This window comes from Rhodoferax sp. P2_H8_2 (assembly GCF_056403235.1).
This window is the reverse complement of the sequence record NZ_JBFUFW010000008.1, coordinates 104,186-123,228: the sequence shown is the minus strand read 5'-3', so window position 1 is coordinate 123,228 and position 19,043 is coordinate 104,186. Positions and strand designations below refer to the sequence as shown.

Annotated in this window: 14 protein-coding genes and 1 pseudogene; 8 read left to right on the top strand and 7 right to left on the bottom strand. The window is 59.8% G+C overall.

Annotated elements, in window-relative coordinates; genetic code table 11:
• Positions 1-5: 5 nt before the first annotated feature.
• Positions 6-1,442 carry a sensor histidine kinase gene (locus AC1DV6_RS14585; protein WP_477978592.1) on the top strand — a complete coding sequence of 479 codons (1,437 nt, stop codon included), beginning with the start codon at positions 6-8 and terminating at the stop codon, positions 1,440-1,442.
• 7 nt (positions 1,443-1,449) lie between these two features.
• Here AC1DV6_RS14585 and AC1DV6_RS14580 read toward each other — a convergent pair whose 3' ends face one another.
• Positions 1,450-2,097: a hypothetical protein gene (locus tag AC1DV6_RS14580; protein ID WP_477978590.1), complete on the bottom strand. Its 648-nt coding sequence runs from the start codon at positions 2,095-2,097 to the stop codon at positions 1,450-1,452.
• Positions 2,098-2,173: 76 nt separating this feature from the next.
• Here AC1DV6_RS14580 and AC1DV6_RS14575 point away from each other — a divergent pair, with 76 nt between their 5' ends.
• The 4 genes from AC1DV6_RS14575 to AC1DV6_RS14560 all read left to right on the top strand — a co-directional run bounded on the left by AC1DV6_RS14575 (position 2,174) and on the right by AC1DV6_RS14560 (position 7,985).
• Positions 2,174-3,691 carry an alpha/beta fold hydrolase gene (locus AC1DV6_RS14575; RefSeq protein ID WP_477978588.1) on the top strand — a complete coding sequence of 506 codons (1,518 nt, stop codon included), beginning with the start codon at positions 2,174-2,176 and terminating at the stop codon, positions 3,689-3,691.
• Complete coding sequence (locus AC1DV6_RS14570) at positions 3,688-4,479, top strand: ABC transporter ATP-binding protein (RefSeq protein ID WP_477978586.1); 792 nt, start codon at positions 3,688-3,690, stop codon at positions 4,477-4,479. The genes AC1DV6_RS14575 and AC1DV6_RS14570 overlap by 4 nt, the downstream gene beginning before the upstream one ends.
• A complete protein-coding gene (locus tag AC1DV6_RS14565) occupies positions 4,476-5,654 on the top strand; it encodes an ABC transporter permease (protein ID WP_477978584.1) in 1,179 nt (392 codons plus the stop codon). Before AC1DV6_RS14570 ends, AC1DV6_RS14565 begins: the two co-directional genes overlap by 4 nt.
• A 117-nt stretch (positions 5,655-5,771) precedes the next feature.
• Positions 5,772-7,985 carry a TonB-dependent receptor gene (locus tag AC1DV6_RS14560; RefSeq protein ID WP_477978582.1) on the top strand — a complete coding sequence of 738 codons (2,214 nt, stop codon included), beginning with the start codon at positions 5,772-5,774 and terminating at the stop codon, positions 7,983-7,985.
• A gap of 81 nt (positions 7,986-8,066) precedes the next feature.
• Here the strand turns inward: AC1DV6_RS14560 and AC1DV6_RS14555 are convergent, their stop codons facing one another.
• The 5 genes from AC1DV6_RS14555 to AC1DV6_RS14535 all read right to left on the bottom strand — a co-directional run bounded on the left by AC1DV6_RS14555 (position 8,067) and on the right by AC1DV6_RS14535 (position 13,547).
• Entirely contained in the window at positions 8,067-9,626 is a 1,560-nt protein-coding gene (locus AC1DV6_RS14555) for a methyl-accepting chemotaxis protein (protein ID WP_477978580.1), read from the bottom strand.
• Positions 9,627-9,779: 153 nt separating this feature from the next.
• The gene (locus AC1DV6_RS14550) at positions 9,780-10,205 is read right to left on the bottom strand and encodes a hypothetical protein (RefSeq protein WP_477978578.1); all 426 of its coding nucleotides are present in this window, start codon (positions 10,203-10,205) and stop codon (positions 9,780-9,782) included.
• Between the two features lie 14 nt (positions 10,206-10,219).
• A complete protein-coding gene (locus AC1DV6_RS14545; RefSeq protein WP_477978576.1) occupies positions 10,220-11,464 on the bottom strand; it encodes a hypothetical protein in 1,245 nt (414 codons plus the stop codon).
• A 164-nt stretch (positions 11,465-11,628) separates the two neighbouring features.
• On the bottom strand, positions 11,629-12,543 hold the full coding sequence (gene rocF / locus AC1DV6_RS14540; RefSeq protein ID WP_477978574.1) for an arginase: 915 nt from the start codon (positions 12,541-12,543) through the stop codon (positions 11,629-11,631).
• The gene (locus AC1DV6_RS14535; RefSeq protein WP_477978572.1) at positions 12,540-13,547 is read right to left on the bottom strand and encodes an asparaginase; all 1,008 of its coding nucleotides are present in this window, start codon (positions 13,545-13,547) and stop codon (positions 12,540-12,542) included. Before AC1DV6_RS14535 ends, rocF begins: the two co-directional genes overlap by 4 nt.
• 105 nt (positions 13,548-13,652) lie before the next feature.
• Between AC1DV6_RS14535 and AC1DV6_RS14530 the strand changes: the two genes are divergently transcribed.
• Positions 13,653-14,507 carry a phytanoyl-CoA dioxygenase family protein gene (locus AC1DV6_RS14530; RefSeq protein WP_477978570.1) on the top strand — a complete coding sequence of 285 codons (855 nt, stop codon included), beginning with the start codon at positions 13,653-13,655 and terminating at the stop codon, positions 14,505-14,507.
• Positions 14,508-14,571: 64 nt separating this feature from the next.
• Positions 14,572-16,383, top strand: a pseudogene (locus AC1DV6_RS14525) (carboxyl transferase domain-containing protein); the annotation flags it as partial.
• A gap of 281 nt (positions 16,384-16,664) precedes the next feature.
• Here the strand turns inward: AC1DV6_RS14525 and AC1DV6_RS14520 are convergent.
• Positions 16,665-17,153 carry a YybH family protein gene (locus AC1DV6_RS14520; RefSeq protein WP_477978568.1) on the bottom strand — a complete coding sequence of 163 codons (489 nt, stop codon included), beginning with the start codon at positions 17,151-17,153 and terminating at the stop codon, positions 16,665-16,667.
• A gap of 93 nt (positions 17,154-17,246) precedes the next feature.
• On the opposite strand from AC1DV6_RS14520, the gene AC1DV6_RS14515 reads away from it, so the two are divergent.
• Entirely contained in the window at positions 17,247-19,043 is a 1,797-nt protein-coding gene (locus AC1DV6_RS14515) for an aminopeptidase P family protein (protein WP_477978566.1), read from the top strand.

Below are 19,043 nucleotides of genomic sequence, written 5' to 3'. Positions count from 1 at the left end.
CGCCCATGCGCTCTCCCGGCCTGCAACTGCGCATCTTCCTGCTGCTGCTTTGCGCTGCGACCGCCGCGCTATTGATTCACGCATCACTGGTCTACTGGCCACTGCCGCAGGTTTTGCATTGGCTGGCAGAAATGCCCTCGGCTTTGTCAGGGCAGGCACAGACACCCACTGGACGCAACGTCGTCACACCTGCGGTCGAAATCTGGAGCGCCCCCGCGCCCTGGAGCCTGGCCGCGCTGGGCCTGACGTTTGCGATCCTGTTGCCGCTGCTGTGGGCCATGGCCGTACAGGCGCTGGCGCCGCTGACGCGACTGTTGCGCGCGCTGGAGGGCGCGGTGCTGAGCTACCAGGACGGCGACTTCAGCATGGCGATTGCTGCGCCCCCCATTACCGGCAAAACCGATGACGCACTGACCGAGCTGATGCGCCTGCATAGCGCGTTGGGCCTGGCGTTGCGCGAACAACGCCAGCAACTGGCGCAACGGGAATTGATGTTGGACACGGTGGTGCAGAACACGCCGCTGGCGATGTTGCTGGTCGACGGGCAGGGCCGCGTCGCCTATGCCAATACAACTGCGCGGCAACTGTTGGCCCAGGGTCGGAGCCTCGCGGGCACCACGCTGGATGCATTGCTCGCCAAAGCACCTGCGGCATTGGCGCAAGCCTTGTACAGCCAGCAAGACCAGTTGTTCACCATCTCCGAAGCCAGTGGCGACGAGAACTTTCATTTGTCACAGCGCACGCTGCAACTGCAAGGTCGGCCGCATCGGTTGATCCTGTTGCGCCGCATGACACGGGAACTGGCGCGCCAGGAGGTGGCGAGCTGGAAGCGCGTGATTCGCGTGATCAGCCACGAGCTGAACAACTCGCTGGCACCCATTTCGTCATTGGCGCACAGCGGCGCGGAATTGGTGCGACGCGGTGACCTGCAGCGTCTGCCAGGTGTGCTGGCCAGCATTGGCGAGCGTGCATCCCACTTGCATGGGTTTCTGTCTGGTTACGCCAGCTTTGCCAAGCTGCCCACACCGCGCCGTGAGCCGGTGGCCTGGCCCGAACTGCTGGAACGACTGGCCGCGCACTGCCAGTTCACGGTGCTGCAGCCTCTGCCTGCTGAACCAGGATTGATGGATGCACCGCAGATGGAGCAGGCGCTGATCAATTTGGTCAAGAACGCACACGAAGGCGGATCACCGCCGGATGGGGTCACTCTGCACGTACATGCGCAGGCGGCAGATTGGAGTATTCAGGTGGCAGACCGTGGGCCTGGCATGAGTGACGCGGTGCTGTCGCAGGCGCTGCTGCCTTTTTATTCCACCAAACGCAGTGGTACGGGCTTGGGGCTGGCGCTTGCCCGTGAAATTGTGGAGGCCCACGGCGGCCGAATTACGTTGGCAAACCGGGAGGGAGGCGGGTTGTGCGTCACCCTTCTCCTCCCCAAATAGTCAGTAATTACTGACCGGCAGCCTTCAGTTCTTTCTTGACGGCGATCTCATCGGCGACATCGTAAGGCTTGCCGGAGCAACTGGCTTTCCATTCGTCTACGGTGTCGTTGTACTTCTCCGAGCGCTCTTGCAGGGCCTTGCCGCGTACGTTGTTGGCCTGGATGCGGGCATCCAGCGCCTCCTTGGCGGTATTGAAAGGATTTTTGTCGATGTTGTAGGTCTCGACCTTGCGCTGATGTGCGGTGACCCGGTCGTTGAACTCGACGCGACGGGCTTCCGCTGCCTTCGCTTCCGCTTTGGGCACCGGTTGGTCAAATTCCTTTTGGGCTTCCATCAGTTTGGCGCCTTCGGCTTCAATTTCCTTGGCCAGGCTGCTCAACGCCACCGACTGGGTGACCAGCGCATCTTTGCTGGTCACGATGCCATTGCGTTCCAGTTGGAACGCTTCCTTTTCTTTGTCGATGGCGGCGTTCTCGATGCTGTTGGCGGCTTGTTGTTTGAAGCATGCGCGCAATTCATCACGCGTCATCACCACGACCTTGATTTTGTTAGACGCTGCAGGCGCTTTTTTGCTGCTGGCAGGTTTGGCAGGTTGGCTTTGTGCGAGGACGGGGAGTGCCATGGCGACACACAGGGAGAGCAATAAGCGTTTCATAAAACATCCATGTTTGCGCCAAACCGCTGGCGCCAGACTGCATTATGGCCGTGATCAAACCCGCACATTCCCGGTCATGAACCCGCTAGACTGCGCTCTTTCCTGCATGGAGGTATGGATGCGCCGGGTTACTGTTCTGAAATTGTTGACAGGATTTGCGTTGATGCAAGGCTTGGCTTATGCCGGCGAATCCACTGCCTTGAAGGCCTGTCGGGTGGAGGGTATGCCCAATGAGCTGCTGTGTGGCTCGGTAAAGAGGCCGCTGGACCCAGCCCGGCCCGAGGATGTACAAATAGATGTGCATTTCCTGGTCGTGCCTGCCATGGCCCGCAACAAGCAACCCGATCCTGTGTTGATGTTGGCAGGTGGACCTGGACAGAGTGCAATTTCGGTAGCGCCAGCGGTTTTGAACCGGTTTGGCCGACTCAATAATCGCCGGGACCTGGTGTTCATTGACCAGCGTGGTACCGGACGCTCTGCACCCCTACAGTGTGACGACGACAAGCGGCTGACGTTGGCGCAAACCATGGATATGTCTGCCCAGTTGGTACGGCTGCAAGCCTGCCAGGAGAAGTTGTCCAAACTCGCTTACGGCGACATGCGGTTCTTCACCACGTCGATTGCGATGCAGGATTTCGACGCAGTGCGCCAGGCTTTGGGCGTGGCGCAATGGAATCTGGTTGGTGCCTCTTATGGCACGCGCGCAGCGCTCGAGTATCTGCGCCAGTTTCCGGACAAGGTACGGCGCACCGTGTTGGATGGCGTCGCACCTCCTGACCAGATTTTGCCCGCCAGCCTCTCGGTGGACACCCAGGCTGCACTGGACGCCGAGTTCAGCGCGTGTGAGAAAGAAGCGCAATGCAATCGCATGTATCCCGCGCTGCGGGCTGATTGGGTGTCTCTGCTCAAAGGCTTGCCACGCGCGGTGACAGTGCGCCATCCCGGGACGGGAGTTGCCGAGCAGCTGGTTATGACCCGTGAGGCCGCGCTGCGCGCAGTTCGCGGGCCTTTGTACGCACCGGTTAGCGCATCGGCACTGCCGGAAGCCATTCATGCGGCTGCCCAAGGGCGTTTTGACGCGTTGATGGGTCTCTCCGGTGCATTGGGTTCGTCCAAATCCGCGCGCCTCGCGATGGGAATGCACTTCTCCGTGGTCTGTGCGGAAGATGTGCCACGGCTGCCTGCGGCCAAAGACAAATTCGGCGCAGATTTTGGCGCGATGGATGTGGCGCTGTATACCCAGGTGTGCGCCAACTGGCTCAAGGGAAATGTGCCAGCCAGTTTTTATACCGTTCCGCCCGCAACCTCTCCGGTGTTGATGCTCAGTGGTGGCGCCGATCCGGTGACACCACCACGCCATGCGCAGAGGGTCTCGCAACAATTGGGTTCTCAGGTTCAGCACATTGTCGTACCGGAAATGGGCCATGGCGTGATGGCGCTGGGCTGTATGCGCGATGTGGTTTTCAAATTTATCGACACCAAGGAAGCGGCCGCCGCGCTGCCGCAAGATGCGAGCTGCGCGATCCGCGTGCCACGACCCGGCGTATTTGTCCCCGTACGAGCGGCTCCTGCAGCGAATGGAGGTCAGCCATGATCAAGATTGACCAAGTCAGCAAGCAGTTCAAATCACAGGGCAAAGGGGCGCTTTTCAAACGTGCGCCGAGTCAGGTGGTACAAGCCGTTAAGGATGTGACCGTGCATGCCAAGGATGGCTGCATCACGGGCTTGCTGGGCGCCAACGGAGCCGGGAAGACCACCACGTTGCGCATGTTGGGCGGTCTGTTCGAGCCTGACAGCGGAAGCATTTTGGTAGACGGCATTGCAGTGGCAGAGCAGCCGCGCAAAGCGCTTGCGCGCATGGGCATCCTGGGAGATGCCCATGGCCTCTATCCGCGCCTGACCGCGCGCGAAAACATTGTCTATTTTGGACGGTTGCAAGGCATGGAGCCGGATGCTGCCAATGCGCGTGCGCAAGAGTTGGCGCGCCTGCTGGACATGCAGAGCATTCTGGACCGCCGTGCGGAAGGATTCAGCCAGGGCGAGCGCATGAAGACCGCGCTGGCCCGTGCACTAGTGCACGATCCAGCCAATATCGTTTTGGATGAACCCACCAACGGGCTGGATGTATTGGCTACGCGCTCCCTGCGCGACGCATTGCGACATCTGCGCTCACCTGCAGGCGGGAATAAATGCATTGTTTTTTCGACGCACATCATGCCGGAGGTCGAGCAATTGTGTGAGCATGTGGTGGTGATTTCGCGTGGCGTCAGTGTGGCGCAGGGCTCGGTTGAGGAGTTGTTGGAGCAGGCTGGCGAAACCCGCTTTGAAGACGCCTTCGTCAAATTGGCATTCCCGCAAGCATTGGTAAAGGACGTCGCATGAGCTCCGCGCTGTTGAAGAATTTTTGGCTGGTGTTGCGCAAGGAAGTGTCGGATGCTGTGCGCGACCGGCGCACGCTGTTGCGGCTGATGATCCCGGCGGTACTGATGGGGCCTCTGCTGTTGCTGGCCGTGTCGGCCATGATTGCTTCGCTGGAGGAGCGCGCCGATAGACGTGAAGTCATGGTGGTTGGCATTGAAAACGCGCCGACCCTGCGCAACTTTCTGGAGCGCCAGACCTACACCATTAAACAGGCGCCCGAAGACTATGAAGTGCGCTTGCGTGCCACCACATTGCTGCAGCCGGTGCTGGTGATTGGAAAGAACTTTGAATCGGATTTGATTCATGGAGAAAAACCCACCGTGGAGGTTGTCAGTGACAGCGCCAACCAGCGCGCCAGTGCGGGTGTACGACCACTGATGCAATTGCTCAACGGATTCAACCGTGAACGTGCCTCCATCACGATGGCCTTGCGGGGCGTGTCGACCGATCTGCTGCAGCCGGTTGCTTTTGAAGAGCGCGATCTGGCCAGTATCCAGGCTCGCGCAGCGCGTATCACCGGCATCATTCCGATGTTCATCATCATGGCCGTGCTCTACGGCGCGCTGACGGCTGCGCTGGACAGTACGGCGGGAGAGCGCGAACGCGGTTCGCTGGAGCCATTGCTGATGAATCCGGTGCAGCACATCGCCCTGGTGCTGGGTAAATGGGGTGCGGTGGCGATTCTTGGCATGGTCGTCGCCTGCATTTCCAGCCTGAGTTTCATCCCGGCGCAATGGCTGATCAAGAGTGACAGTCTGCAAGCGATGTTCCAGTTCGGTGCCTATGAAGTGATGGCATTTCTGCTGTTGCAATTGCCCCTCGCAGCGGGCCTGGGTGCGGTGCTGATGGCACTGGCCATCCAGTCCAAAACCTTTAAGGAAGCGCAGGCGGGTAGTACGCTGGTGATGACGGTTGTCGGTTTGGCGCCCATGGTCAGCATGCTCAACCCGGGCGGCGATGCACCGTGGTACGTGTGGGTACCTGGTTTGGCCCAGAACACGCTGATGATGCTGGTGCTGAAGGGCGAGCCTTTAACGCTGGCCAAGGTATTGCCCGGCGTAGTCGTGGGCATTGTTTTGACCGCGGGTTGTCTGTTTTATGTGGCGCGCTCCATGCGCAGCGCAGTCGCGCGCTAAGAACCCAGGGCGGGTGTTGCCAGCAGTCAACAGCGACTGAAAAATGCGGTCAATATACGGGTTTTCCCGAGGATAGGTGCCAAAATTTGGGACCCTCACTCCTCAGGATAAACCCCAATGAAAAAATCAATTTCCCTGAATTTGCGCCCGCTACCGCTGCTGGCGGGCATCGCGCTGGCGTTTCCGATGACGCATGCCATGGCCCAGTCGACCGAAGTCGGCACGCTGCAAGCCGTGACGGTCACCGCCGAACGCCGTACGGAAAACATCAAGGATGTTCCCAGCTCCATTTCCACGATCTCGGGTGAAAAGCTCGACGTGCTGAACACCGGTGGCCAGGACATCCGCATGCTCTCCGGCCGGGTGCCCAGCCTGAACATCGAGTCTTCCTTTGGACGTGCCTTCCCCCGCTTTTACATCCGCGGCTATGGCAACACTGACTTCCGCTCGAACGCTTCCCAGCCCGTGTCGCTGATATATGACGATATCGTGCAAGAGACGCCCATCCTCAAGGGATTCCCCATTTTTGACGTGAACCGCATTGAAGTGCTGGCTGGCCCCCAAGGCACCCTGTTTGGCCGCAACACCCCGGCTGGTGTGGTCAAAGTTGACTCGGTCAAGCCCTCCAAGGCCACCGACGGATACTTCAACATTTCCACAGGCACCTACGGCACCACGAACATTGAAGGTGCATTCAACCTGCCTTTAAGCGGCGACTGGAATGCCCGTATCTCTGCCCAATCGCAGCACCGCGACAACTGGGTCAAGAACGACAAGAGCGCGACAAAGGATCTTGAAGGCTACGACGACCGCGCCATCCGCATCCAGGCTGCCTATGACGGCGGTGGCATGTTCAGCGCTCTGCTGAGTGCCCACAACCGTGACCTGAAGGGCAGCGCCCGCGTGTTCCGCGCCAACATCATCAAAAAGGGCACGAACGAGCTCGTGGATGATTTTGATCCCGCGCAAATCCATACCGATGGCCTGAACGAACAGAACCTGACCAGCACTGGCTACAGCGCCAAGCTGAAATGGTCGTTGCCCGACTTCAACGTCTACTCCATCACGGGCTATGAGACCGTCAGCGCTTACAGCCGTGGCGATATCGACGGTGGCTTCGGTGCTGCCTTCCTGCCCAGCAGCGGCCCTGGCCTGATCCCGTTCCCGTCCGAGAGCGCGGCCAGGGTGCGTGATCACCAGCAAGTCACCCAGGAATTCCGCGTCGAGTCCAAGGCCACCGGCCCGCTGACTTGGCAAGGTGGTGTATACCTGTTCCAGGAAAAGCTGGGCTTTGACAGCTTCTCCTACAGCTCCACGGCACCCAATCCGCAAACTGGCGTCATCATGTCGGACCAGACCAATGACTCCTACGCGGTGTTCGGGGGCCTGACTTACGCCATGAGCAGCGACCTGAAACTGCGTGGCGGCCTTCGCTACACGCAAGACAAAAAGACGCTGACCACCCAGCCCGGCAGCGCCGCACTGACCGCCAATGGATTGACCGCCAGCACCAATGACAGCCAGGTCACCTGGGACATGGGTGCCACCTACAAGCTGGACAAGGACACCAACCTGTTCGGCCGCGTTGCAACAGGCTACCGCGGCTCCAGCATCCAGAACCCCGATGCATTTGCACCGCTGACCCAAGCCAAACCTGAGACCAATACCTCCTTCGAGGCCGGTATCAAGGCGGACTTGTTCAATAAGCGCGCCCGTGGATCGTTCAGCGTGTTTCACTTTGACGTGAAAGATCAGCAACTGACCGCCGTGGGTGGTGCCAACAACAGCAACCAATTGGTGAGCGCTGCCAAGGCCTCTGGCGACGGCGTAGAACTGAACTTTGATGCCTACCTGACGCCGAACTTCCTGGTGACTTTGAGCGGAAGCTACAACGAGACCAAGATCAGCGACTCCAGCCTGGCAGTTGGCGTTTGCGCCCAGTGCACGGTCTTGAATCCGTTGAATGCTGCTGGCAAGGCCCTGATCGACGGCAACGCGTTGCCCAATGCCCCCAAGTGGATTGCCAACATAACAGCCCGCTACGGTATCCCTACCACCAACGGCGGCGAGTACTTTGTCTACACCGACTGGGCTTACCGCTCGGAGACCAACCTGTTTCTGTACAAGTCGGTTGAGTTCACTGCACCGGCCCTGGTTGAAGGTGGCTTGCGCGTTGGTTACAACTGGAACAACGGCAAATACGAAGCGGCTGTGTTTGCCCGCAACATCACCAACCAAGTGCGCGTGACCGGTGGCATTGACTTCAACAACCTGACTGGCTTCATCAACGATCCACGTACCTACGGCGTACAGTTCAAGGCGACGTTCTAAACGGATATTGCGGCATTTGCCGCATCAAGAAAAAAGGGGAGATGCCGCAAGGCATCTCCCCTTTTTCTATGGGATAGAGGTTTAGCGCAAGGCCAGCATGGAACGGCCCTGGGCGTGGTCACCCTGCTCATCTCCCTGGTCACCCAGCTTGAAGCTCGCCATGGTTTTGACCAGTTCTTCCGCCTGCTGCTCCAGACTGGAAGCCGCGGCTGCAGCCTCTTCAACCAGCGCAGCGTTCTGCTGTGTCGTCTCATCCATTTTGGCAATCGCACTGCCGGCTTCCGCAATGCTGGTGGCCTGTTCTCTGGAGGCCACCGTGATCTCCTCAATGATGGAGCCCACCTTCTGCACCGAGCTCACAATCTCCTGCATCGTCGTTCCGGCGCGTTGCACCAGGCTGGAGCCATGCTCCACCTGATCCACCGAGGTCTTGATCAGCGCGCTGATTTCCTTCGCAGCTTGGGCAGAACGGCCCGCCAGCGACCGCACTTCTGATGCCACCACGGCAAAGCCCCGGCCCTGCTCGCCGGCACGGGCTGCTTCCACTGCAGCATTCAAGGCGAGGATATTTGTCTGGAACGCAATGCCGTCAATCACGCCGATGATCTCGCTGATCTTCTTGGAGGACGTGTCAATGCTGGCCATGGTGTTGATGACTTCTCCCATGACCTCGCCACCGCGCACGGCAACTGCCGAGGCAGATGACGCCAGCTGGCTGGCCTGGCGCGAGCTCTCGGCGTTTTGCTGAATGGTCGACGTGATCTCGGCCATGCCGCTGGAGGTATGGGCCAGAGAGTTGGCCTGCTGTTCGGTACGTACCGATAAATCCTGGTTGCCCGAGGCAATTTCGCGGGCTGCATCAGTGATGGAATGGCTGCTCTGGCGCACCCCCGAGACCATGGAGCGCAGCCCTTGGGTCATCTCCTGTACTGCAGCCAATAGGCTGGTGGTATCTCCCGTGTTGAGTTTGATGTGCTGGGACAAATCGCCCTGGGACATCACCCGCATTGCCGAGCGGGCGTATTCGGGTTCGCCGCCGAGTTGGGACCACACGCTCTGGATCACAAACCAGGAAGCAATCAGCAGGACGGCAATAACCACCAGGCCGCTGATGACGGTGACGTTGCGACTGGAGCGCACGCCTTCTTCGGCGCCTTGTAGCGCCGCAGTGAATTCAGTCTGGGCGCTTTCACGGGCCGCCTTCAGACTGGCTTCCAGTTTCTTCTGTGAGCCCTGCATCTTGGGTATGGAGGCAGGGCCATCGCCTTTGATATCGCCCAGAAAAATACCGGCCGTCTCGAGAGACGCTGCCAGGTAGCCTTCAAAATCTGCACCCAGTGCTTTGACCTGGGCTTCATGGCCATCCAGGGCCTGTGCGCCTTGCAACGTCTTGCGCATCAGCGCGGCAATGTCCTTGGCTTCATCCAGGCGCTTTTTCTCCCCCTCGCTGACGGCGCTGGTGATGGTGGCGCCAAGGGTGTCGAGCTGGCTGGCAAACTTGGTGGTGGCGTCCAGATAGGGGTAGTGGGCTTCACCCACACCGCGGATGGTGGACAGCGTAGAGGTGGAGATAGCCAGCACGGCCATGGTCCCCAACGCAAAGATGATGGTGGCCACGATGGGCAAGGACCAGATTTTCATCTTCACACTCATAAGAATGCTCTCCTAGGAATTCAGTTGCATAGGGGGCTATGCAGGGTCACAACGATTGTTCTTTGATGGAAGCTTAAGCGGGCTTCAAACAGGAGCGGCCCCAAAGGGCCGCTCTCGTCTTTTTATGCTATCGGCACAAACTCAGTCTTCCGATAGTAGTACTTTTACGCTGCCATCGACGGCGCTCTTCTCGATGTAGCCGATCGCGTTGGGATTGGCCGCGACCATTTTCTTGACTTCAGCAGAGCTGCCCAGTTCTTTGGGGGGGGTGGCCTTGCCGGAGAACACCAGGCGAGACCATGCGGCCTTGACTTGGGAGCCGGATTTGCCGGCTACCTTGGTGTAAAACAGTTCGCGCACGGCGCTGCCTTCCGCCTGGTCCAGTAGTAATGCAGTTCCCACGCCAGGGAGCTGGTCGGACTTGCCAAGAAACAGGCCCGCGGCTTGTTCTGCAGTCAGCGCGGCCGCTTGGCTCTTGGCACCAACGACTACGGCTACCTGGGCAAAAGAAGATGCGGCACACAGACCCAACGACGCGGTCAACAGGAGTTTGAGGAGGTTTTTCATAGGTATGTGCTCCTTCAGAATACGAAGTCAAGGGCAAAGCTGATGACGTTCACGCTGGTGTCGGTTTCAAACTTCCCGCCAGGGACGCCACCCAAACCACCGTTGGAGCCTTTGGGGATGTTGATGTTGGCGTATTCCGCTTTGACGGCGTAGCTCTTGCCCGCTTCCCAGCGCACGCCGATGGCTGTTGTGTTGTCGGTGTTGTCGGCAATCAGTTTGGTCACCGTAGTAGAACCAGCGATGCCGTTGATGGCAGCATTAAGCTGTGGAACCGGGGACGCGAAGCTGGTGATGCTGTCAACTCTGCGCCCAGACAAGGACACGTAGGGCGTCAACTTGTTGACCCGATAACCCAGCGTGGTGTACCAGGCGCTGATGTCTGAGACATACAACGAATCGGTCTTGCGCTTGGTGACCTCTGCACTGCCGACCCATTGGCCCAACTCAAACGAGGCGCCAATACCTGTAAACGTGGCCGCCTTGCCATCGATGGCCAGCGCATCTGCGAAGTCCTTGTGCCCGCTCAGGCCAGGGGTCGCACTGACAGCGCGCAAGGTGTTGATCAGGCCGTTGAAGGCGACCAGACCGGAGCCTTCGCCGGAAAGCTTGGTTTGTACATGCCCAGCACGCAAGGTGACTGCACCGATTTCAGCGGACACGCTCAGACCAGCCAAATCATTCAGGACAATGGTGGTGTCTCGTGCGGCGAGCGAAGTAGCCTTGCCGCCAAACAGCTGTGCATTGATGGTGGTGTCACCGAAGGAGCCTTGGTACAGCAAATCTGCCCCATCGAAGGAGCGTACCGGCACTGCTGCATACACGTCAGGAGGGGTTCTGACGGAAAGGTTGGTGTAACCAACGTTGCGGAAATCGCTGGTCATGAAAAAAGGCCCGCCCATGCGCCCGACGCGCACATTGAAGGAGCTGCCCAATTTTGCTTTCAGGAAGGCCCACTCGATGGAGGGACCATATTGCCCGACGGCATCTTGCTTGGCAAAAAGCTGTGTAGTGCCCGAGAACGTATCACTGAACTTTCCATTGATCTGCAGACCCAATTTGGTGTCCGGATCAAAGCTGCCGCGCTTGGTTGCGCCGTTTAGCTGTGTGCCAGTCGTGTAGGTGCCGGTGTCCGAGTCGGTGATTGCATAGCCTATGGTTCCGAACCCGGAGTAAGAGAACACGGGATTGGAATCCTGTGCACTTGCAGCGCCTGCCAGGGCCAACAACCCCAAGCTGATTATTGATGGTTTGAAATGCATAAAGGCTCTCCTAGGCTTGAGGAATATTGAGTGCTCCGCGCATCGCTATTTTTTTGATAGTGCGCGAAATCAGTGTATGACTTGCACACTTACAGCGCAATGACAATTCCTTACAAATGAGTTAAAACACTGCTGACGTCGGCAGTCGCCGTGAGCGCAACGCACTACTTGCGCATCAGCGTGCTTTTGCCGAACATGGATTCGATCAGGTCTACTGCGACCTCGGCCGTGCGGTTGCGCTCGTCCAGGGCCGGGTTAAGTTCCATCACGTCCAGCGAGCCCAGGCGTCCGGTGTCGGCAATCATCTCCATACACAGTTGCGCCTCGCGGTAGCTAGGTCCCCCGCGCACCGTCGTGCCGACGCCAGGCGCGATGGCTGGGTCCAGAAAGTCCACGTCAAAGCTCACATGCAGATTCGTATTGACGTCCATCAAAGCGAGCGCCAACTCCATTGCCGAGCGCATGCCCATCTCGTCGATATAGCGCATGTCAAAAACTTCGAGGTCCTGCTCATGCACAAAGCGCTTCTCGCCTTCGTCTACGCTGCGAATACCAATTTGGCGCACCCATTTGGGGCTAATGGCCGGCACCTGCCCGCCAATCTCAATCAGCTCTTGCGGGCCAAAACCGCACAGGCATGCGACCGGCATTCCATGAATGTTGCCGCTGGGCGTCAATGTGTTGGTGTTGAAGTCTGCGTGTGCATCCAGCCACAGCACGCGCAGCTTTTTGCCAGTCTCCCGGCAATGGCGCGCCACCGCGCTGATAGAGCCAATGCCCAGACAGTGATCGCCACCCAGCACGATGGGCATGCGCCCTCCATGCAACTCGGCATAGACGGCGTCGTGTAGCAATTGATTCCATGCCACGACTTCCGGGAGGTGCCGATAGCCTTGCAGCGGTGGCAGCCAGGGATTGTTGGGGCCGATCAGGTTGCCACGGTCTTCCACATCCAGGCCTTGCCCGGTCAGGATGGGGCCGATATTGGCAACGCGCAGGGCCTCGGGGCCCATGCTGGCGCCGCGGCTGCCCGCGCCTATGTCGGTGGGGGCGCCAATCAGAGTGACTTTTCTGTTCATGGTGTTTGCAATCGAAAAACGGTTTCGCGGCTTCCAACTTCCAGGCCGCGCAGATTCAACAATGTAGCCGCACGCCACGGCGCCAGCGCGTGGCGTTGTGCGTCGTCGAGCCAGCCCAATTGGTCCAGCACTTCAACCGTCGCAGCGAACAGCGCGGGCTTGTCGCCATCGGAAATTTTGATGGCGAACGCTTCGCCACGTTCCCGGCTGGCAACCACCTGCACGCCGTCGGCGCCGACCTTGGTGACCCAGTTGCCGCGACCGGCCTGCATAAAGGCCAAATCGTTACGACCAGTGCCACTGACCATCTCGGGATGGGCCGTCATTGCGTCGGCAAGTAGGGTGTAGCTATCGCCAAAGGGTGTGTCCGTGTTCCGGCTGGCCAATCGGGCATAGCCCAGCGCCAGTTTGGAAAGAGGCATCGCGTAATTGGGTGCGGAGCAACCGTCTATGCCCATATGCATGTCATCGGGCTGCATATCAACCGCCTGCGCCACGGCCTTGCGAACCGCTTGCTGCAGCGGGTGGCTGGGCTTTATATAGCCGTCTAGCGGCAAGCCATGCTGCACGCAATAGGCGATAAAACCCGAGTGTTTGCCGCTGCAGTTGTGGTGGCGCTCGTCGTAGGCCAGACCTGCAGGCACTGGTTGTTGGGTGGCGTCAAAGTGTGAAGGTACGTGGCAGCCGCAGCGCAACACTTTGTAGGTTTGCCCGGCTTTGGCCAGCATGTCCTCTGCAGCCTGAACATGCATGTCTTCGCCGCCGTGGCTTGCGCAGAGCATTGCAATCTGCGGTTGCGTGAATCCGAAATGTGCGGGCCCACCAGCTTGCATAAAGGGCAGGGCCTGCAAGGCCTTCAGTGTGGAGCGGGTGAACGTAACGTAGTCAGCATCCCCCGCTTGGGCGGTAATCTGGCCACGCAGATTGACGACGGCGATGGCGCCAAAGTGAACGCATTCGGGCATGCCACCACGGGTGCGCTGGATCAGGGGGACTAGATTCACGGGCTCAATTCTCCTACGGGCAAGCGTATCCGATTTCACCGGCTTGCCCCTGCTTGTCTATACTGAACTGATACCTTGTTGCCATTGATCAGGCCTGAAGAAACTATGCTCACCGAAGACCAGAAAACCCGTTACCAAGAGGATGGCTTCATCATCCTGCCGAACTTCAAGTCCGCAGCGGAGATTGCCACCGTACGCGCACGCGCCGAGGCGATTGTCGAGGCCTTTGATCCCAGCGAGAGCAAAACGATCTTCACGACGAACGACCAGGTGCGTCAGGTGGACCGCTACTTTCTGGACTCGGCCAACCGCATCAGCTGCTTTTTTGAGGAAGAGGCCTTTGGCGCGGATGGTGCACTGCGCCAGGCCAAGGCCCTGTCGATCAACAAGATCGGCCACGCGTTGCACGACAAAGACCCGGTGTTTGAAGCCTTCAGCCACGGTCCGGCATTGGCAGAGGTCGCAGCCGACGTGGGTCTGACGCGGCCGCAGGTCTGGCAGTCCATGTACATCTTCAAGCAGCCGGGTATTGGCGGCGAAGTGGGCTGGCATCAGGACGCCACTTTTTTTGACACGACACCGCTGAGCGTCACGACCTTCTGGTTTGCATTGGAAGACGCCACGCTGGACAACGGCTGTCTGTGGACCGAGCCGGGCGGCCACCGCGGCCCGCGCGGCGTGTTGCGTGAGCGTTTTGAGCGCCACGGTGATGCGATCACGATGCAGAAGCTCGATGCCACGCCTTGGCCAGCCAGCAACGTGAACGCCATTCCGCTGGAAGTGAAGGCGGGTGCCTTGGTCGTCTTTCATGGACTGTTGCCGCACTACAGCGCGCCCAACCGTTCGGCGGTGTCGCGCCATGCGTATACCTTGCATGCGACGGATACCAGTGCGCAGTACGCGGCGACCAACTGGCTGCAGCGTGGCGCGGACGATCCGGTACGCGGATTCTTGATTTGAATCCGTTCCTTGCCTTGTCCCGCAATTGACGGCGTGCCCGCACCCTGCGGGCCACAATGCCGTCATGCCTGACATTCTTTCCCCCTTGCAAGCCAGTGTTGTTCAATGGCTGGTGCAGCCCGGCCAGACCGTTGCTGCGGGCGACGTCCTAGTCATTCTTGAAGCCATGAAGATGGAGCACGAGGTGCTGGCGCCCAGCGCCGGCCGCATGGGCGAGCTGTTTGCCAACGTGGGGGAGCTGGTGGCGGACGGACAGTTGCTATCAAAAGTAGAGCTGCTTACGCACATTCCACCGGCGTTAGAAGCCAAAAAGGTAGTTAATCCCGAGGTAACTCCCGAACAATCCAATGCGTTGAGGCCCGATCTACAGCGTGTGATTGATCGCCACCAGCGCACGCTGGATGGGGCTCGCCCGCAGGCGGTTGCGAAGCGCCACGCGCTAGGGCAGCGCACCGCCCGCGAAAACATCGCCGACCTGTGCGACCCGGACAGTTTCAGCGAATACGGCGCGCTGGCAGTCGCAGCACAGCGCAGCCGCCGAACCGAAGAAGACCTGATTGCCAACACGCCCGCCGATGGCATGGTGACCGGCATCGGCCGCATCCAAGGACACAGCGCGGTGGTGATGGCTTACGACGCGACGGTACTGGCCGGCACGCAAGGCATGCGCAACCACCAGAAGTCCGACCGCATGCTCGGACTGGCGTTGCAAAACCAGTTACCGGTCGTGCTGTTTGCCGAAGGCGGTGGCGGGCGTCCGGGCGATGTCGATATGCCCATCGTGGCCGGGCTGCATGTGGCCACCTTTGCCAGCTTCGCGCGGCTCAACGGCAAGGTGCCGGTGGTCGGTATCGCCGCGGGCCGCTGCTTTGCTGGTAACGCAGCATTGCTGGGCTGCTGTGACGTGGTGATTGCCACCCAAGGAAGCAATATCGGCATGGGCGGGCCGGCAATGGTGGAGGGCGGCGGTCTTGGCGTATTCCGCCCGGAAGAGATTGGGCCCAGCAGCGTGCAGCACGGCAATGGGGTGATTGACATTCTGGTGGACGACGAAGTGCAAGCGGTCGCTGCAGCGCGCCACTACCTGGGCTTCTTTCAAGGGCAGCAGCAAGAGTGGGCTGCTCCACCTGCGCTGGCACTGCGCGATGTGGTCCCCGAAAACCGTTTGCGCGTGTACGACAGCCGGGCTGCGCTGGTGGGGCTGGCCGATGTCGGCAGCCTGCTGGAACTGCGCACCGGTTTTGGCAAAGGCATTCACACCGCGCTGGCGCGCATCGAGGGCCGCCCGGTCGGGCTGCTGGCCAACAACCCGTTGCACCTGGGTGGCGCCATCGACGCCGATGCTGCGGACAAGGCAGCGCGCTTCATGCAGTTGTGCAACGCGCACGGTCTGCCCATGGTGAGCTTGGTGGACACGCCCGGCTTCATGGTCGGCCCGGACACCGAAGCCACAGCGCAAGTGCGCCACATCAGTCGCATGTTCATAGCGGCAGCCCATCTGCGCGTGCCATTCCTGAGCGTGGTATTGCGCAAGGGCTATGGACTGGGTGCGATGGCAATGACGGCGGGGGGATTCCACGCACCTTTGGCGACAGTGGCGTGGCCGACGGGCGAGTTTGGTGCGATGGGGTTGGAGGGCGCGGTACGACTCGGTTTTCGCAAGGAACTTGAAGCAGTGGCCGAAGGGCCAGAGCGCGAAGCGTTGTATGAGAAGTTGGTGCAACAACAGTATTCCAATGGCAGCGCGATCAATATGGCAGCCACGTTGGAGATTGATGCGGTGATTGATCCGGCTTCTACGCGGTCTTGGATTGTTTCTGGGCTACAGGCGGCAAAAGTGCGCCCCTTCGATGGGTTGGCTGTCGACACTTGGTAATCCGACACTTTTTCTGAATCAGGCGCGTCGGGTACTCCCCTCAGCGGATGTCCCCCGGGCCTTCGGCCTCCTCCTTGATTCCGCCCAGGGAAGCACCCAACCCACCTGATCTTGCGCGGCGCTAGCACGCCAATGATCCGAGTTCATTTTTCGCTGACACTTGCTCAAGCGGATGGTACGGGGTAGGCCTCATTGCGAAATCAAGGAGGAGCCCGAAGGGCGGGGGACATTCGCTTTGAGGCCTACCCCGTACCGTCAGCGGGCGAGCGAAAAGGTAGTCTTCAAGGCTTCTTGCAATCGCAAACATCCTCACCCTTGTCAAACACAATCCGCCAGACACCAGGAGCTTCGAGCCGCCAAATGGAGTTGAAGTTGGCAATGTGCTTGCCCTGCGGGTCATACACAGGGCCAGAACTGTGTGCCAATGTGCCAGACGCCAGTACTTCGACAGTTTTGGGCTCCCACGAAAACGGCGCGGTGGGTTCGACAAAGAAGCCCTTCCAAGCTGCCACCACCGCCTCGCGACCGCGATGCACACGTGCCCTCCCGAAGAAAACGGCCTCCTGCGAAACAAGTTCCGTAAAGCGTTCCAGATTGCGTTCGCGCATCGACCGGGCAAAGGCCAGCTCTGCCTGACGGACTTGCTCGGCAGCGTTGACAGCGCTGACAGTCGCTGTTGTTGCAGGGGGGATGACTTGGGCCATGCTGTGTTGGGCGCCCGCCAAAGTAAGCGACCATGAAAAAGCCATGTAGCGCAGGAAGGGCGTCATACATCCATTCTCTGCCCGTTTTGGGGCGCCCCGCTCTAGAATGAACCCTTAGCCCGCATCCGGGCGCCAGTCTTCCCACAAGGAATCTTGTTCATGAGTCCCACAGTTATTGCCCAACGCATCCACAACGCACAAAGTGCCCTGAAAGAGCTTGATCTGGCGGCCTGCCTGGTCCCGTCCAGTGACCCGCATCTCTCCGAATATTTGCCCGACCGCTGGCAGGGTCGGCAGTGGCTGTCCGGTTTTACCGGATCGATGGGTACGCTGGTCGTGACGCAAGACAAGGCCGCCGTGTTTGCCGACAGCCGCTACTGGACACAAGCCGAAGCTGAACTTGCCGGCACCGGCATTGATCTGGTCAAGATCGACAGTGGCGCTTCCACCCACCATGTGGACTGGATCGCCAAGAACGTCAAGTCCAGCCAGTCGGTGGGCGTAGATGGCGTGGTGCTAAGTCTCGCCGCTGCACAGCAACTGCGCCAGGCGCTGGAAAAGGTGGGCGCCAAGCTGCGCACCGATGTGGACTTGCTGGAGCGCATCTGGCCAGACCGCGCCGGTTTGCCGCAAGACAGTATTTATGAGCACGACGCAGGCTTCGCCGTTACCAGCCGCGCAGACAAGCTGCGCCAGATTCGCGCTGCAATGCAGGCGTTGGGCGCGAGCCACCACTTTGTATCCACCGTGGACGACATCGCGTGGATATTCAATCTGCGCGGTGCCGACGTGGAATACAACCCGGTGTTCCTGGCCCACGCGCTGATTGGGCCTGACTCTGTGCAACTGTTTGTAGCGTCTGGCAAGGTGCCGGCAGAGTTGGCAGTCCGCTTGCAAGCCGATGGCGTGCAGGTGCTGGACTATGCGCAGGCCATGACGCATTTGCAGGCGTTGCCCGCAACCGCCGTTTTGCTGATCGACCCGCGCCGTGTCACGCTGGGTTTGCGCGAAAGCGTGGCCGCCAGTGTGAAAGTCATCGAGGCCATCAACCCCAGCGTGCTATTCAAGAGCCGCAAGAATGCTGCACAAGCCACGCATATCCGTGACGCAATGGCGCAGGATGGTGCAGCGATGTGCGAGTTCTATGCGTGGTTTGAAGCTGCGCTGGGCAAGGAGCGCATTACCGAACTGACGGTCGACGAAAAACTCAGCGCGGCACGCGCCAAACGTGCAGGCTTCGTAGGCTTGAGCTTCAACACCATTGCCGGCTTCAACGCCAACGGCGCCATGCCGCACTACCGCGCCACAACCGAGAGCCATGCGGTCATCGAAGGTGACGGACTTCTGTTGATCGACTCTGGCGGCCAGTATCTGGGCGGCACCACCGACATCACGCGCGTCTGGCCGATTGGCAATGTCAGTGCCGCGCAAAAGCGTGACTACACTCTGGTGCTCAAAGGTACGATAGGCTTGTCCCGCGCACGTTTTCCGCTGGGTACGTTGTCGCCCATGCTGGACGCACTGGCGCGTGCGCCACTGTGGGAGCAAGGCATGGACTACGGCCATGGCACCGGCCACGGCGTGGGCTACTTCCTGAACGTGCATGAAGGCCCGCAAAGCATTTCCAAGGCCATTCCTGATGCCAACATGGCCATGCAACCCGGCATGATCACGTCGATCGAGCCAGGCCTGTACCGCGCCGGGCAGTGGGGCGTACGCATTGAAAACCTGGTGCTCAACGTGCCGGCCACGATGAACGAGCAGTTCGGCGATTTCCTCGAATTCGAAACGCTGACGCTGTGCCCCATCGACACCCGCTGTATCGACCGCAGCCTGTTGCGCGATGACGAAGTGCAGTGGTTGAACCAATACCACGCCACGGTACACCAACGCCTGGCGCCGCTGGTCAGTGGTGAGGCATTGCGCTGGCTGAACGAGCGTACCCAGGCGATCTAG

Bases quoted from the DNA above. Each gene is read 5' to 3' on its own strand.
- AC1DV6_RS14585 (WP_477978592.1), top strand. From the start codon at position 6: ATGCGCTCTCCCGGCCTGCAACTGCGCATCTTCCTGCTGCTGCTTTGC.
- AC1DV6_RS14580 (WP_477978590.1), bottom strand. From the start codon at position 2,097: ATGAAACGCTTATTGCTCTCCCTGTGTGTCGCCATGGCACTCCCCGTC.
- AC1DV6_RS14575 (WP_477978588.1), top strand. From the start codon at position 2,174: ATGAACCCGCTAGACTGCGCTCTTTCCTGCATGGAGGTATGGATGCGC.
- AC1DV6_RS14570 (WP_477978586.1), top strand. From the start codon at position 3,688: ATGATCAAGATTGACCAAGTCAGCAAGCAGTTCAAATCACAGGGCAAA.
- AC1DV6_RS14565 (WP_477978584.1), top strand. From the start codon at position 4,476: ATGAGCTCCGCGCTGTTGAAGAATTTTTGGCTGGTGTTGCGCAAGGAA.
- AC1DV6_RS14560 (WP_477978582.1), top strand. From the start codon at position 5,772: ATGAAAAAATCAATTTCCCTGAATTTGCGCCCGCTACCGCTGCTGGCG.
- AC1DV6_RS14555 (WP_477978580.1), bottom strand. From the start codon at position 9,626: ATGAAAATCTGGTCCTTGCCCATCGTGGCCACCATCATCTTTGCGTTG.
- AC1DV6_RS14550 (WP_477978578.1), bottom strand. From the start codon at position 10,205: ATGAAAAACCTCCTCAAACTCCTGTTGACCGCGTCGTTGGGTCTGTGT.
- AC1DV6_RS14545 (WP_477978576.1), bottom strand. From the start codon at position 11,464: ATGCATTTCAAACCATCAATAATCAGCTTGGGGTTGTTGGCCCTGGCA.
- rocF (WP_477978574.1), bottom strand. From the start codon at position 12,543: ATGAACAGAAAAGTCACTCTGATTGGCGCCCCCACCGACATAGGCGCG.
- AC1DV6_RS14530 (WP_477978570.1), top strand. From the start codon at position 13,653: ATGCTCACCGAAGACCAGAAAACCCGTTACCAAGAGGATGGCTTCATC.
- AC1DV6_RS14520 (WP_477978568.1), bottom strand. From the start codon at position 17,153: ATGACGCCCTTCCTGCGCTACATGGCTTTTTCATGGTCGCTTACTTTG.
- AC1DV6_RS14515 (WP_477978566.1), top strand. From the start codon at position 17,247: ATGAGTCCCACAGTTATTGCCCAACGCATCCACAACGCACAAAGTGCC.